Origin of the sequence: Cellulophaga sp. HaHaR_3_176 (assembly GCF_019021925.1) — a bacterium.
Lineage (GTDB): Bacteria > Bacteroidota > Bacteroidia > Flavobacteriales > Flavobacteriaceae > Cellulophaga.
Genome location: NZ_CP058990.1, coordinates 1,111,550 through 1,124,609 on the forward strand (window position 1 = coordinate 1,111,550; position 13,060 = coordinate 1,124,609).

Here is a 13,060-nt window from a genome sequence, read left to right on the forward strand (position 1 = left end):
GTGGAGCAAGTAATACTTCTTTAGATGGATTGTTTATTGTTTTTATAATGATACGAGCTATAACACAATTTATTTAAGGAAGCGTTCTACAAATGTAAATGGGTCTTTTGTAATTGGTAGTGCCGATGTTTCGAATGTAGACTTAGCTTCTTTTACAACTAAAAGATACATTAGATGCCCAATATACAGAAGCTAATTCAATTGTATTGGGTGATTATAGTGATGATGTGGATGTGACTGTTGCTGATGATGTAACATCAACAATAAGTACATTTGATGCTTTTGTACAAAATAGATCTAATTACAATATTTTAACAAGTGTATTAAGTGCTGGTGATTATCGTTCGTATGTATTACAAGAAAATATGATCGATCATATAATGGTATCTAACTAGGTCTCTCCAATTTATATAGAAGATTCTGTAAGTGTTAGTTACGAATTTTATTCTACTGATTATATCAGAACAACATCAGACCATTTTCCTGTATCTACTCGTTTTTTATTAGAAGGATTAACGATAAATGAAATTACAAGTACAAATATAACTTGTGCTATGGTTGCAGATGGCACTACTATTGTTTCTGTGGTAGGTGGTGTTTTTCATACGTATGAGTGGAGTGACGTACAAACTACTGCTACTTATCTTATTTATAACGATTACGGTAGAAAGGTATATAAATCGTATGATAAGCTACGTAAAGGAAAAAATAAATCAATTTTGCAGTATGGTATTTAAGAAGAGGGTACTATTATTTAAAAACCTATGTAAATGATGAATTAAAAAGCACGAACAGGGTTATTAAAAAATAATAAATAACTTATGAAAGTAAAGCCGTCAATTATGCAATTGGCGGCTTTTTATGTTTTTAAAGAAATTTAATTTCTAATACTGTTTAAATATTTTTCAGCATTAGTCAAATGCATTTCTTGTTTCTCTTTAGACATTTTATCAAATGTAGATAGTAACATCGAAAGACGTGGGTTTGAACTAAAAAAATCTCTTTGTTTATCCATAAAGTTCCAAAAAAGACCATCCCAAGTTTCTTGCCAATCTCCTTTTTTATAATTACTCATTTTCATTAAATAATTACTACCACTTATATAAGGCTTGGTAGCTAGTAAACCACCATCTGCAAATTGGCTCATACCATAAATATTGGGGACCATGACCCAATCATAGGCATCAATAAAAAGCTCCATAAACCATTGGTATACTTCATCAGGGTCAAATTCACATAGTAGCATAAAATTTCCTAAAACCATCAAACGTTCTATATGATGACAATAACCAGTTTTTAAAACTTTTTTTATGCAATTATCAATAGGTGGTATACCAGTTGTGCCTGTATAAAAAGAAGTTGGAATTTTATTTTTAAATTTCCAGTAATTCTCGGTACGTTGCTGTGTACCTTTTAACTCATACATGCCACGCATAAATTCACGCCAACCAATTATTTGACGGATAAAACCTTCGGTAGAATTTATTGGAATATCATTTTCATTCGCAAAGTTAAGTGCAGTATCTATTACGTATTTCGGAGTTAATAAACCAACATTTAACATAGGTGTTAGCACACTATGGTTTAGAATACTATGTTCTGCAACAATGGCATCTTCATAGGTGCCAAACTCTAAAAAACGTTGTTCTAAAAACTGTTGTAACCAAGCTTCTGCAGTTTTAAAATCTATAGGATAACAATAGTCTGTAAGCAACTCTCCATAATTCTTAAAAAAATGTTTATCTACATAAGAAAAAGCTTCTTTATAGTATTTATTTTTATCAGGATATTGAATGGATGGGGGTATTTTTTTAGCAGGATATTTTTTTCTGTTCTCAGCATCAAAACTCCATTTTTCGCCTACAGGTTTATCATTCATATCTAAAAGAATGCCTCTTTTTTTACGCTCTTGTTTATAAAATGTAGTTTGATGAAAGTTTTTTTTATCCTCTTTAAAAAAATGCTCTAAATCTTTCTTTGTATTTAAAAATAGAGGAGAAGGTAGTATGGTTTTTTTTAGTCCAATTTTTTCGGCAGTTTGTTCAATTCTTTTTTGAAGCCAATTATCAGTAACATCTATATAGTTTATCTCTTCATAGGTACTAAGCGTAGGTAATAACTTTCTTATATCAGAAGTTTTGTCAATAGCCTCAATATAAATAACAGAACAACCTTTATTCTTCAAGTAATCAGCATAGCTTTTCATAGTTGCCCGATGATATGCTATTTTATGTTTATGAAATTTAAATTGATTGAAAAAAAGAAACTCTTCAATAATATAAAAATCAGCGTCAGAATTTAAAAGAGGAGAATCTTTAAATAATTGATGCGGAAAAATAAGTACAGCCTTTTTCATTTGTTAATTTTATTACGTCTGCACTTTTCACTACAATACAAAACATCTTCCCAAACCTTTTCCCATTTTTTACGCCACGTAAAAGGTCGCTTACAGACGATACATTCTTTTTGTGGTAGATGTTGTTTTTTCATTTAAAATCAGGTACTTCATTAACTCTTGCGTACGGGTAGTCAGCTATTTTTTTTAGAGAATAATAACTGTTTAAACCAGATATACCAACACTGTCTGTGTATTCTAAATTTATATGATTTTTGTCTAACTCAGCTGCGGGTAACACTAAATGCTGAATCTCTCCAATTACAAGTATTGTTCCGTTTAACTTAATATCTATTGCTTCTTTAAAAAGCATTCCCATTTTAAAAGAACTTTCTTTTACAAAAGGAGCTTTACATTCCTCTATATATTCTTCGGTAAGTCCGCAACGCTCAAATTCAGATATATTTTCATCAAATTTTGCTGAGGTATAGTGTGCTTTTTCAACAAATTCAGGGTGAATATGGTTTATAGTGTACGATTTGTTTTCTAAAATATTGTTATATGTGTTTCTAGGTACATCACCTGTGGGTCTCAGAATAAAACCGAGTAGGGCAGGATCACTTCCTAAATGAACAACAGAACTAAATACCGCAACATTAGTTACCCCATCATTTGAAATGGTTGCGATGAGATTTGCAGGTTTAATACCTGATACTGAATTCATTATTTTAATTCGACTAATTCTGTCTAAATTTTTTAAAGCTTCTTTATTCAATTCCATCGTTGATACTGAGTTTTTTTATTTCTTTTTTACATTTTTTCCAATATGAAAAAAAAGAAGGATAATATCCTTTTACATCAAACATCCAATCTCTTTCGGTAACTGAACCTTTATAATGTTTGTTTAAAGGATGTTCTTTAAAATTGATTTTTTGTAATGAATACTCTTTTACTAAGTCATCAAATTCACCTACATAAATTTGAATATGTTCTATGTTCTTGGATAGAGATAGTAAAAAATCCATTGTTTTTGTCGAAATAGGATATTTCTCAAATATAGAAGGTTCTAAAAGTAGAATTCTATTTGCTTTTTCTTCTTTTTTCCAATTCGGGTCAAGATTGTAAAAGTTGTATATATAGGTTGTTAAAGTAGAATTTACATGAGTAATATCAGATTTTGGCAGTAATGTTTCTAATTTAAAATCAGAATTACCTTTTAATATATCTGGTATTTCAAGAGTTTCAAAATCTTCATAGGCAACATCTAAAAAAGTATTTTTTTGTTTTGTATGGCAATACCTATTTATATTTTCTTGGTTAGCATAGTATTTTTTATTGCTATTAGCACCTGCTACCCATTGCCAACTTAATGCATTACTAGCCCAATCTGCATCTATCAAATGAAAATACATCCATTTTGCTGGTTTTTTCCAATGATTATTGGCGATATTACAATTTATACTGGCTATGTACATACGCAAATGATTGTGTAAATAACCAGTATCATAAAAATTTTTAATTGCAAAATCTATGGCTTGTATTCCTGTTTTTCCTGCTATGACAGCCGTTGAAACTTCGTAGTTAGCAATTGGTTTTTGCTCAATTTTTAAGTCATTATCTATAGTATTACCTTTTGCTATCCAAACTTGTTGCCAATAGTCTCTCCAAGCTAATTCTTGAATATATTTTTCAATACTCGAAAAAGTATATCCTTTATCTAATAATGATTTATATATCTGTTTTGTAGAAATAACACCTCTAGAGATATATGGAGATAAATATGATACAGAGCCATCTATGTAATTTCTAGATCGAGCATATTTTTTGGGATTAATAGCTGCTATGCGTGATCGTATCTCAGCTAAATCTGTAGGAAAATCTATTAAATAGGAATGATCAGAAACCATATATTATCGCTTACTAATTTTGTTGCCAGATATAGCTTTTTGTCGCGAACTTTTAAATCTTGAAATATCAGGGTTACGTTTTTTGAGATGTTTTTGACTTACACCACTATTAACCCTTTTTCTCCATCGTTTAAAACTACTTTCCTTAAGGTTTGAGCGCATTAATTTAATTACCTCTTTTTCAGGTAAATCAAATTGAAAATCAATAGCTTCAAAAGGAGTGCGATCTTCCCATGCCATTTCTATAATCCTATCTAGCTCCCTTTCTGTAAATACTCTGCTATCCATAGTCTTCATATTTTTCCCAAATAAGTTCTGTATTTAAATAAAAGCTACCTAAATAATTAAAATTGCACTGTTCTGGTGCTATAAGTGATAAAAAATTGCTGTCATTTTCTTTCTGGTAAAGGTGGTATACATCACCAACTATAGGCTCAAACGAAAATTTAGCATTATAAATAGTGTTATTATAATTATATTCATCCATCATTTCATCATACGCTTGTTTTAGCTCAAGGTATTTTGCTTGTATATGATGATTTGCCTTAGAAATACTTTTATTTTTCCAAGCAACAGTATCTACAGTTTTAATAATAGGTGCTCCTACTGATGTTGCGTAAGGTTTTAATGCAGCATCGTATTTTTGGGTCGTTGGGTTAAAAACCACATTATCAGGTTTTGTTTTCATTTTTATTAGGACAAAGCTTCTATTTTTTTCATCATCTCATCGGCCTCATACATTTTATCATCACTAAGTTTTCTATTGCTTGTTGATAATTCATGAGCTTCTTTCAGTAATTTAGTATAGCTATCGTGTAATTTTTCTTTTTCTGATTTCTTCTTGAATATTCCGAACATCTTTTATTTTTTAAAATTAAATTATTACTATACAAACACAAAACTACAAAATGTTTAATGTTTTTTAGAATAAATTAAACAAAATATTGAATTATAAATTTTATAAGAAACAAAAAACCGTCAATTATACAATTGACGGTTTCCTTCGGAATGATTTAGCTCTTAAAGCTAAAAAATCAGGCCATAACATGTTAGTTTTAAATAAATTGCTAAATCATTCTTCCTTAAACAACCTTTTTAAGGTTGGTATACTCAATACTATTTTTTCTTTTTGCAGCTTTTATGTGTCTTATTTTTTTATGATGTATATATGTTACAATCAATAAAATAAGGCAAACTACAGCAGGTGCACCATTACCATCTTTAGCTAATAAATGCGCTATAATTCCGAAAATTAAATTCATAAAAAAACCAGCATAAGCCCATTCTACAAGCCATTTTCCTTTTCTTGTTATAAGTATAATCAGACCTAATGCTTGTGATAAACAAAGTGTATAAATAAGATATGTGGGATACCCTAACTTTATAAATTGGAGACTAACGGCTTCAAAATTTATAATTGAGTTTAAAATAGAGGCTGCAATTGTTACCGAAAATAGCCCTAAAGCTATTTTGTAATATAGTTTATGAATTTTCATAGGTATAATTTTTTTTGGGGTTTACACCTTCAATATACGTAAATAATTACTTACAATTAGAAAATAGAGATAAATTATAAGTATCTGTAGGTCAGCAGTTAATGTCTTTCGATAAATAAAATCAGAAAAATTACTTTTTAGCAGCTTCTTTAAACGATTTATAAATCCATTGTTTTTCTTTTAACGAGAATTGTTTTTCTTCAAACCAATCGTAAGCAGCAATTTTCTCATTTTCTATTTGTGCATTTCTTATGGCCTTTAACGATACCAAGTGCCAATGTAAGCCTCTTTTTCGAGCAACTGAATATCCTATATCTTCTGTTATGTACGATATTTTTGGTTGGTTAAATAAGCGTACACCATTTTTTAAAATGGCTAATGTTTTGGTAAGCTCTACCACTTCAGAAAAAGAATAGCGTATAAAATCGTCAAAACCATCTTGTTGAGTATTGTAAACTTTATCTCCGATTTTTAATTGCTCCATGGGTGTTTTTTGAAAAGCTGCAAAAATAATGTAACAGATTAAAAGTCGAATATGATTACCTTTTATGTTATCAACAAACTTGATTTATTGACATAATATAGAGTAGCAGGGGGTAAGTGTATCAGGTAATTTAACACTTTATTACAATTCATACTTTGTAAGGTTTTTAAATCTTATCAATTGATCAAAAAGAATTATAGCACATAACCTAATTTAACGGAAAGCCCACGGAGCAATTGGATTGGGGTCTATCCATAAACCTACTTTATTCTTTCTGGCTTCCTTTTCTAAGAGATCATAACTCATATCATCGGAGTATTTTTTATAGTGCCACGCCATTCCTAACCGCACCATTTCTTTATTTACGTTCAACCCGTCTGCATTAAAAATCACTCCAATTAACCTACCATTACGATCAAATTTTTTATCTGAATCGATTTGTACCATTTGTCCAAAGCATAAATCTGACAAGGCTATTTTAGCCTTATTTCCAAAAGGCTGCTTTCCTCTTTTCTCTGGACAATCTATATGTGCTAATCGTAATTTTATGGGCAGCTCTCCATATAATACTTCAACAGTATCACCATCTAAAATTCTTATGATTTTAGCTTCTAAATATTTGGGTTTGATGCGCTCTTTATTCTCTACCCTTTTTTCTTCAATTGAAAGAGGTGCTAAATCATTTTCTAATTGCTTAACGATATTTCTTTCACTACAGTTAGATAATTGTATTAACAAAATAATAAGAGAGAGCTTAATCATAATATATAGATTTAAAAAATTATACTTAATCTAAAATAAATTCTCTGATAATTTTATCCATATTTGAAGGTAAATCTGTTTGTTTAATTGCAAATTTTTTAACCCTCATTTCCTTAAACCACTTACTCCAATACTCATAAATAACATCTTCCTCATAAACATTTTTGGAATCCGGATTAATTCCTAGGACAAGAATTTCTAAATTTGATAGGTCTACATCTATGTTTAAAAATCCAAAATCTTTATTTTCAAAATTCTCTTTCCAAGATGAAGCGTTTAATTTATTCTTTCTAATTTCTTGAGGTATCAAATAAGAAGATCTATTGCCTTCTTTTAACCTAGAATCTTCGTGATAAATATAACCGTCAGTTAGTATAATTAATATATTTCGCTGATCTTCATTTATACAATAATCTTGAACTTTATTTTTAAAAAAACGCCAAGTATCAGAACCCACGTAACTATTATCCGCGATTGCCAACTCATAAATCTCACTAGGATATGTTGAATACGATTTTTCTATTTCGTCAATTATTTCTTTTGAAATATTATCTTTTGTAATTTTAAACTTTAGTTTTTTTGAAAGATTGTTAATATCAGAATTAGAAGGACTTGGCTCAAAATACAATTCTATTTTCTCATTTGCTTGACGCATTTTCTTAGTACTTAAATTTTCTAAAAAAACAGTAGAAATAGTTTTAATATATCCCGCATCCCTTTTGTAAAACTCCATTGCTTCATTTGGATATTTTGTAGGGCTAATTCTGTCAGATAAATCCAAAAGTATACTCACATTAAGATTATTTAAATCATTAGCAACAAGAGGTAAGTCATCTGAAACTAAATCAGTCCCTTTCTCTTTAACATCTGTTTTGCAGGCTAATCCTAGAATAAATACACAGGCAATTAAAACTATTCGTTGTATTCTATTTATATTTTTCATCGTTTTTTAATTATGTGAATACACTAGGTTTTGGAAATCATTTTCTGTCAAATTCATTTCCTTTAGGTGAAGTACTGTTGTTTGTTCACACTCTTCAAGTAATTCAGCTTTTTCCCTATGAGGTATTGCTATTTCAGAACTTATTGCTTGAAACCAGCCCTCCTTATATTGAGAGTGATAATGAAGATATTCTTTAATAGGAAAAATGAAACCCTCGATTTTTTGTTGTAGCTCTGTTATCAGCCCTTTTAAAACAGTCTTCTGATGTTCAAATTCTTCCATTTTTTTAATATGCTCTTTTTTTTGTCCTTCCAAATTGAAAATCTCTTCTTTTTTAGATTTAATAAAAGCTTTTATTTTATCTATATTTTCAAATTCCTTCATCACAAAATCAAACACTAAGCCCCAAATAATATACACTACAAAACCAGCAAAAATTATCATCCAAAATTCTGCTTCTGTTAACGCTATTCTTAAGTCATAAGGTTCAGAGGTAATTGTTTTATTAAAATCATATATTTTCTTTTCAATTTGATAAGCCAACAAACTGTCAAAAAGAAAAGTCAATAAATAGAGAGCAAAAATCTTAATAATGCTTTTGAAGCCTTTTTCTATTTGCACCATATGGATTACGTAACCTAATCCCATAAAAACAAAAGGGATCGTTATAACCAAAATCCCCTCTAACCAGCTATCATTAAAAGCATTTGTGAAGGCATCTTTATCGAAAATAGCGGCTGAAAGCATATCATTGGTGAACTCTTTAAAAAAAGAAGAATAAGATGCAGAAACATAAAAGACTAAAAGATATAAGGTAATCGGTAGCAACAAAATAAGACCAATATAAAATTGAGCTTTTGGCTTTTTATCCGCATCTATACCATATTTATTAGGGTTATTTCTAACATCTACAATATCACTTCTAAGGTTTTCAATTGATGTTTCGACATCATCCCGTTTTTTTTCATAAATACCAAAACCAGTTTCGCACTTTTTTAATTCTGTTCTTTGCTTTTCTTGTTCCTCTTTATAAGGCTGTTTTAATCGCTCTTGTTTTAACTCTTGTTTCCGGCACTGATCTTCAAAACTGCTAAATAGATTCTGCAGACAAGCTCTAAAAATAATTGGCTTACCAAGTGCTTTTACCGATGCACCATAACCACTTTGATAATAGGTAATACGTATTGCTTCCCTATCTTCTAATTTTTCACTTAATTTTTCGGCAGTATTTGCTTTTTTTAAACTAAAAAGTTGTTTTATAGAGCTCATGATTCAATACTGTTAAGTTCGTTAATTAATTCTTCTCTAGAACGTCCTTCTTGAACGAAATTCAATAAATACTCCGTTAGTTCTTCTATGTTTTCTTCAAGAAAACCAAACTTCTTGCAGTATTTTTTAAGAGCGTTTTTTTCATCTTCTGTTATAACACCATCCGCAATAATCATTTGAGAAAGATCAAATAAATACTCAATTTTAGTATCTAAATCTTCAGGTATAACAGATTGATTATTAACAGGGTTAAGCAATAACTTATCCAGTTCTTTGGAAGGGATTCCTCTGTCATCTGCGAATTGATATAACATTTGGAGCTCTAAGACATCAAAGTTATCATCAACGAACGCCATTTGATAGAGCCGCAGAAAATGACTCTTTAGCTCTGCACTAATATTAATTTTTTCCATTGGTTATTAAATTTGGTTGGATTTTAATTTGATGCTAAAGAAACTAATACAAAATTTAACATCACTGTGGTTTTCCGCAGTCTTAGTGCTTTTTTATATAAAACCCCTGATTTTAAAGGGAACTATTAGTTAAAAAAGTTTGCATTTTATCTAAAATGAAAGAGTTTGTACAGGTTTTTATAGAAGGTATGACGGGGTAATAATTTAATTTTTCAGGAAGCAATAACGGTATGCATCAAAACTTATTTCTTTCGAGCAAAAGCTGATGATGTAATGCTCATAAATTAGTAAAAAAATTAAATTATGAACGTACAAGCATATTTAGCCTTTAATGGCAATTGTCAAGAAGCCTTAAATTTTTATGGTGATATATTTAACGCAGAAATTAAAAATCGTCAAACTTACGAGGATAAGAAGATCGATGTTCCAGGAAACTATAGAGGTAAGCTACAACACGCAGAACTGAAAGGTAAAGGTGTTAATTTTATGGCTTATGATGCATCTCCGGATACGCCAATAAATAGTGGAAACCAAATACACATGAGTGTAGATCTGAGCACTGTAGATGAAGCTAGTAAGGTTTTTGAGCAACTATCTAACGGAGGAACGATACACCATGAATTTAGAGAAAGAGAATGGGGCCATTTTGGTAGATGTACTGACAGTTACGGAATTGGTTGGATGATTAATTGTGATAAATAAAATAGAAATTATGCAAATAATATATGAATACCATGATGTTGCTGGTAGTAGCAGATTGGAAGCGATAGTAAAAGAAAAGTTAGATAGTTTAAAAGAAAAATATGATATGCTTATTAGGGCAGATGTATTTTTTAAAGAAGAGAACACATCGTCTGACGAAACAGGAAAAATTTGTAACATTCGATTAAGCTTACCTGGGCCGCGAATTTTTGCAGAAGCAAGTCACGATAATTTTGAAAACTCGATAAGTGAGAGTATTAATGATTTGAATAAACAGTTAAGAAAACGAAAAGAGAAAATGCGAACATATTAATCATTCGTTATACAAAACAAAACCCCTTGAATTTATTCAAGGGGTTTTTGTGTTTTAAGTTGGAGTATCTATTTTTTTAAAAAGGATAACCTATTGCAAAATTAAACATCAAATTATCATCACCACCATCAAAAAAGGGTGTTCTAGAGCGTTCACCTTCAGGGTTGTAAGGTACTCGTATAGGCGATGCTAAATCAAGCCTAATCACAAAACTCTGTATATCTACACGTAAGCCAAAACCAACGCCTACACCTAACTCTCTAATCCAATCATTACCAAATTTACCTTGACTACGTAATCGCTCATTAAAAGCGATGCCTTCAGCTGATTCACCTTCATCTACTTCGGGGTCATATGTTAACCATACATTACCAGCATCAGCAAAAAGGGCTCCTTTTAGATATGAAAATATTGGAAAACGATATTCAAGATTAGTTTCTAAGCGCAAATTACCAGACTGGTCAAAATAAGAAGAGCTAGAATCATCATCATCACTAGATGTAAAAGTGCCTGGCCCTAATGAGCGAATTTGAAAAGCCCGAACACTGTAAGGACCACCAGAATAAAACTGTTTCACAAAAGGTAGAGTAGTAGAGTTACCATACGGAATTCCCCAACCAGCGTAAAACCTAGAAATGAATGTTTGTTCTTTTTTCCAACGCAAATAATATCTAAAATCAACATCCATTTTTGCATACTGTGCATAATCTAAACCGAAAGCTTTTTCACTACCGCCACTAAAAAGATTTAAAGCATTACCAGCAATATCTATATTTGTAGCTACAAAAATCGGGTTCGATTTATTTTCATCTACCAATTCGTTATACGAGAATTTGTAATTTAAACCAGCAATAAATTGTTGTTCGAAACTACTTTTTAAATACGGATTGTTATCTAAAATGGTATCAAACTCATCAGTAGTATTTGTTAGGTTTACATAATTAACACTAATTGGGTTTAGCTCATGGTATACATATTTATTAGCATTCCAAGTATAACCGTACGAGGTATTAAATGAGGTAAGAGTGTATAATTGACTTCTATCTAAAAAATCGGCACCTAAACTAATTTTTGTTTTAGGAACATTATACCTAAACCTACTAGGTGAAAAAGGTACTAAACGAGGTATAATTAAATCAGCTTTTAAACCACCAGCTATGCTACTTAAACCAGAGTTGTTATTGCCAGAAAGTTGCGTTTCATATGAAAAACTACCTGTAATACTCAAAGTTTCACCAGCGCCAAAAACATTTCTATTACTGTATGACACTGAAACACCTGGGCCTGCAAAACCGTTAGATTTTGTTACGCCTTGCAACTCAGCTCGAACCGACCTTTTAGTAAGTGGAGAAAGAAAAATATCCATATCTAAAGATCCTGCGCCATCAGTATCAGCTGTAGTATCTTTTTCTTTAAACTGAATATTTACATATTTATAACTACCAATAGATGATAGTCTGTTGCTAGTAAGCCTAGCAGTGCTTGCATTGTATTTTTGTCCTTTTTCGAAAAGTATATATGGTTGTAGTTGTTTTGGCTTAAAATAGTTTTCATTTTGCACAAAATTAAGACCGTTAACTTCTGTATTTTCAGTAATTGCCGTAGTGTCACCAATAGTATATTTCGGGTATACTGTTATAGAATCAATAGTGTAAGGTATAGTAGATTTAGAAGGTATGTTTTTCTTTAATCGAAGTAGAAGATCAAACTTAGAAGTGTCATACCGGTTTGTGTCTGCTTCGAAAATTAAAAAATCAGAATTGAAATTATAGTACCCTCGATCTTTTAATTGCACATCAATACGTTCTCGTTCAAATTTCATCAATTCTAAATCAAATCGATTACCTGGCTTAATTTGGGTATCTGCTAATATTTCTTGAATATCAGTATAAATTGGCAATGAGTCTTTTTGAAGTTCAAATTTTTCTAATACATAAGGGTTTGGTAGGCTTGTAATGTATTTTATATTAGCAAAATTTTGAGTACTATCTATTTTTGATACTACTTTACTATCAAAAAATCCTCTATTACCTAACCTATTTAAAATTAGTTTTTTAACGCGTTGCGGATCTACATCAGACAAATAAACAGGCTCTTCACCAATTTTTTTATTCAACCATTTATTAATAAATCCTGGTTTTTCTTTTTGAGCTTTGTAATGGTAATACAAGCCTAAACGCATTCCTAAAACTTTAGAATTCGGTTGTAGTGGTATCAATGTATTAAGTTCTTCAACTACTTTTTTTGTTATTAATGTATCACTTTCAGTTTTTAAAACTATTTCAGACCCAGAAAATAATACTTCATCTTCGGGGACAAATTTAGCTACGCTACAAGAATAGAGTCCTATTATAAAAAAAAGGATTGCGATATAGCGATTTATAGATTTATTTTTCAAATTATACTATTGAATTTATATATTTTTAAAGAAGTGTG

The 13,060-nt window shown here is 30.4% G+C and carries 18 protein-coding genes; 4 read left to right on the forward strand and 14 right to left on the reverse strand.

Translation table 11 applies throughout. The annotated features are described in order from the left end of the window. The first annotated feature begins 206 nt into the window (after window positions 1-206). Window positions 207-395 (forward strand): hypothetical protein, encoded by a 189-nt coding sequence (locus H0I23_RS04740; protein ID WP_216785312.1) that lies wholly within the window; start codon window positions 207-209, stop codon window positions 393-395. Window positions 396-554: 159 nt separating this feature from the next. After that, a complete protein-coding gene (locus tag H0I23_RS04745; protein WP_216785313.1) occupies window positions 555-737 on the forward strand; it encodes a hypothetical protein in 183 nt (60 codons plus the stop codon). A 140-nt stretch (window positions 738-877) separates the two neighbouring features. Here H0I23_RS04745 and H0I23_RS04750 read toward each other — a convergent pair whose 3' ends face one another. The 13 genes from H0I23_RS04750 to H0I23_RS04810 form a co-directional block, all read right to left on the reverse strand. Then, window positions 878-2,356: a cryptochrome/photolyase family protein gene (locus H0I23_RS04750; protein ID WP_216785314.1), complete on the reverse strand. Its 1,479-nt coding sequence runs from the start codon at window positions 2,354-2,356 to the stop codon at window positions 878-880. After that, a complete protein-coding gene (locus tag H0I23_RS04755) occupies window positions 2,353-2,490 on the reverse strand; it encodes a DUF2256 domain-containing protein (protein WP_216785315.1) in 138 nt (45 codons plus the stop codon). The genes H0I23_RS04750 and H0I23_RS04755 overlap by 4 nt, the downstream gene beginning before the upstream one ends. Next, window positions 2,487-3,116, reverse strand: coding sequence for a flavin reductase family protein (locus tag H0I23_RS04760; RefSeq protein ID WP_216785316.1), 630 nt, complete (start codon window positions 3,114-3,116; stop codon window positions 2,487-2,489). Before H0I23_RS04760 ends, H0I23_RS04755 begins: the two co-directional genes overlap by 4 nt. Beyond that, the gene (locus H0I23_RS04765; protein ID WP_216785317.1) at window positions 3,103-4,242 is read right to left on the reverse strand and encodes an FAD-binding domain-containing protein; all 1,140 of its coding nucleotides are present in this window, start codon (window positions 4,240-4,242) and stop codon (window positions 3,103-3,105) included. The genes H0I23_RS04760 and H0I23_RS04765 overlap by 14 nt, the downstream gene beginning before the upstream one ends. Window positions 4,243-4,245: 3 nt before the next feature. Beyond that, window positions 4,246-4,539 carry a TIGR03643 family protein gene (locus tag H0I23_RS04770; protein ID WP_371736660.1) on the reverse strand — a complete coding sequence of 98 codons (294 nt, stop codon included), beginning with the start codon at window positions 4,537-4,539 and terminating at the stop codon, window positions 4,246-4,248. Next, window positions 4,523-4,930, reverse strand: a complete 408-nt coding sequence (locus H0I23_RS04775; protein WP_371736661.1) for a DUF2452 domain-containing protein — start codon at window positions 4,928-4,930, stop codon at window positions 4,523-4,525. Before H0I23_RS04775 ends, H0I23_RS04770 begins: the two co-directional genes overlap by 17 nt. A 5-nt stretch (window positions 4,931-4,935) precedes the next feature. Beyond that, a complete protein-coding gene (locus H0I23_RS04780) occupies window positions 4,936-5,100 on the reverse strand; it encodes a Lacal_2735 family protein (RefSeq protein WP_216785319.1) in 165 nt (54 codons plus the stop codon). 224 nt (window positions 5,101-5,324) lie between these two features. Then, window positions 5,325-5,738, reverse strand: a complete 414-nt coding sequence (locus H0I23_RS04785) for a DoxX family protein (RefSeq protein WP_216785320.1) — start codon at window positions 5,736-5,738, stop codon at window positions 5,325-5,327. A 130-nt stretch (window positions 5,739-5,868) separates the two neighbouring features. Further along, complete coding sequence (locus H0I23_RS04790) at window positions 5,869-6,222, reverse strand: pyruvate kinase (protein ID WP_216785321.1); 354 nt, start codon at window positions 6,220-6,222, stop codon at window positions 5,869-5,871. Window positions 6,223-6,435: 213 nt separating this feature from the next. Beyond that, entirely contained in the window at window positions 6,436-6,984 is a 549-nt protein-coding gene (locus H0I23_RS04795; protein WP_216785322.1) for a thermonuclease family protein, read from the reverse strand. A 25-nt stretch (window positions 6,985-7,009) separates the two neighbouring features. Continuing rightward, a complete protein-coding gene (locus H0I23_RS04800; protein ID WP_216785323.1) occupies window positions 7,010-7,927 on the reverse strand; it encodes a hypothetical protein in 918 nt (305 codons plus the stop codon). Between the two features lie 6 nt (window positions 7,928-7,933). Continuing rightward, window positions 7,934-9,196: an ABC transporter permease gene (locus H0I23_RS04805; RefSeq protein ID WP_216785324.1), complete on the reverse strand. Its 1,263-nt coding sequence runs from the start codon at window positions 9,194-9,196 to the stop codon at window positions 7,934-7,936. Beyond that, window positions 9,193-9,552 carry a hypothetical protein gene (locus H0I23_RS04810; RefSeq protein WP_254073654.1) on the reverse strand — a complete coding sequence of 120 codons (360 nt, stop codon included), beginning with the start codon at window positions 9,550-9,552 and terminating at the stop codon, window positions 9,193-9,195. The genes H0I23_RS04805 and H0I23_RS04810 overlap by 4 nt, the downstream gene beginning before the upstream one ends. A 360-nt stretch (window positions 9,553-9,912) precedes the next feature. On the opposite strand from H0I23_RS04810, the gene H0I23_RS04815 reads away from it, so the two are divergent. Together H0I23_RS04815 and hpf are read left to right on the forward strand one after the other, a co-directional pair. Then, complete coding sequence (locus H0I23_RS04815) at window positions 9,913-10,311, forward strand: VOC family protein (RefSeq protein WP_216785325.1); 399 nt, start codon at window positions 9,913-9,915, stop codon at window positions 10,309-10,311. Window positions 10,312-10,321: 10 nt separating this feature from the next. Beyond that, a complete protein-coding gene (gene hpf / locus H0I23_RS04820; RefSeq protein WP_216785326.1) occupies window positions 10,322-10,624 on the forward strand; it encodes a ribosome hibernation-promoting factor, HPF/YfiA family in 303 nt (100 codons plus the stop codon). 76 nt (window positions 10,625-10,700) lie between these two features. Here the strand turns inward: hpf and H0I23_RS04825 are convergent, their stop codons facing one another. Next, complete coding sequence (locus H0I23_RS04825) at window positions 10,701-13,022, reverse strand: BamA/TamA family outer membrane protein (protein WP_254073655.1); 2,322 nt, start codon at window positions 13,020-13,022, stop codon at window positions 10,701-10,703. Window positions 13,023-13,060 lie beyond the last annotated feature (38 nt).

Bases quoted from the DNA above. Each gene is read 5' to 3' on its own strand.
- H0I23_RS04745 (WP_216785313.1), top strand. From the start codon at position 555: ATGGTTGCAGATGGCACTACTATTGTTTCTGTGGTAGGTGGTGTTTTT.
- H0I23_RS04750 (WP_216785314.1), bottom strand. From the start codon at position 2,356: ATGAAAAAGGCTGTACTTATTTTTCCGCATCAATTATTTAAAGATTCT.
- H0I23_RS04755 (WP_216785315.1), bottom strand. From the start codon at position 2,490: ATGAAAAAACAACATCTACCACAAAAAGAATGTATCGTCTGTAAGCGA.
- H0I23_RS04760 (WP_216785316.1), bottom strand. From the start codon at position 3,116: ATGGAATTGAATAAAGAAGCTTTAAAAAATTTAGACAGAATTAGTCGA.
- H0I23_RS04765 (WP_216785317.1), bottom strand. From the start codon at position 4,242: ATGGTTTCTGATCATTCCTATTTAATAGATTTTCCTACAGATTTAGCT.
- H0I23_RS04770 (WP_371736660.1), bottom strand. From the start codon at position 4,539: ATGAAGACTATGGATAGCAGAGTATTTACAGAAAGGGAGCTAGATAGG.
- H0I23_RS04775 (WP_371736661.1), bottom strand. From the start codon at position 4,930: ATGAAAACAAAACCTGATAATGTGGTTTTTAACCCAACGACCCAAAAA.
- H0I23_RS04780 (WP_216785319.1), bottom strand. From the start codon at position 5,100: ATGTTCGGAATATTCAAGAAGAAATCAGAAAAAGAAAAATTACACGAT.
- H0I23_RS04785 (WP_216785320.1), bottom strand. From the start codon at position 5,738: ATGAAAATTCATAAACTATATTACAAAATAGCTTTAGGGCTATTTTCG.
- H0I23_RS04790 (WP_216785321.1), bottom strand. From the start codon at position 6,222: ATGGAGCAATTAAAAATCGGAGATAAAGTTTACAATACTCAACAAGAT.
- H0I23_RS04795 (WP_216785322.1), bottom strand. From the start codon at position 6,984: ATGATTAAGCTCTCTCTTATTATTTTGTTAATACAATTATCTAACTGT.
- H0I23_RS04800 (WP_216785323.1), bottom strand. From the start codon at position 7,927: ATGAAAAATATAAATAGAATACAACGAATAGTTTTAATTGCCTGTGTA.
- H0I23_RS04805 (WP_216785324.1), bottom strand. From the start codon at position 9,196: ATGAGCTCTATAAAACAACTTTTTAGTTTAAAAAAAGCAAATACTGCC.
- H0I23_RS04810 (WP_254073654.1), bottom strand. From the start codon at position 9,552: ATGGCGTTCGTTGATGATAACTTTGATGTCTTAGAGCTCCAAATGTTA.
- H0I23_RS04815 (WP_216785325.1), top strand. From the start codon at position 9,913: ATGAACGTACAAGCATATTTAGCCTTTAATGGCAATTGTCAAGAAGCC.
- hpf (WP_216785326.1), top strand. From the start codon at position 10,322: ATGCAAATAATATATGAATACCATGATGTTGCTGGTAGTAGCAGATTG.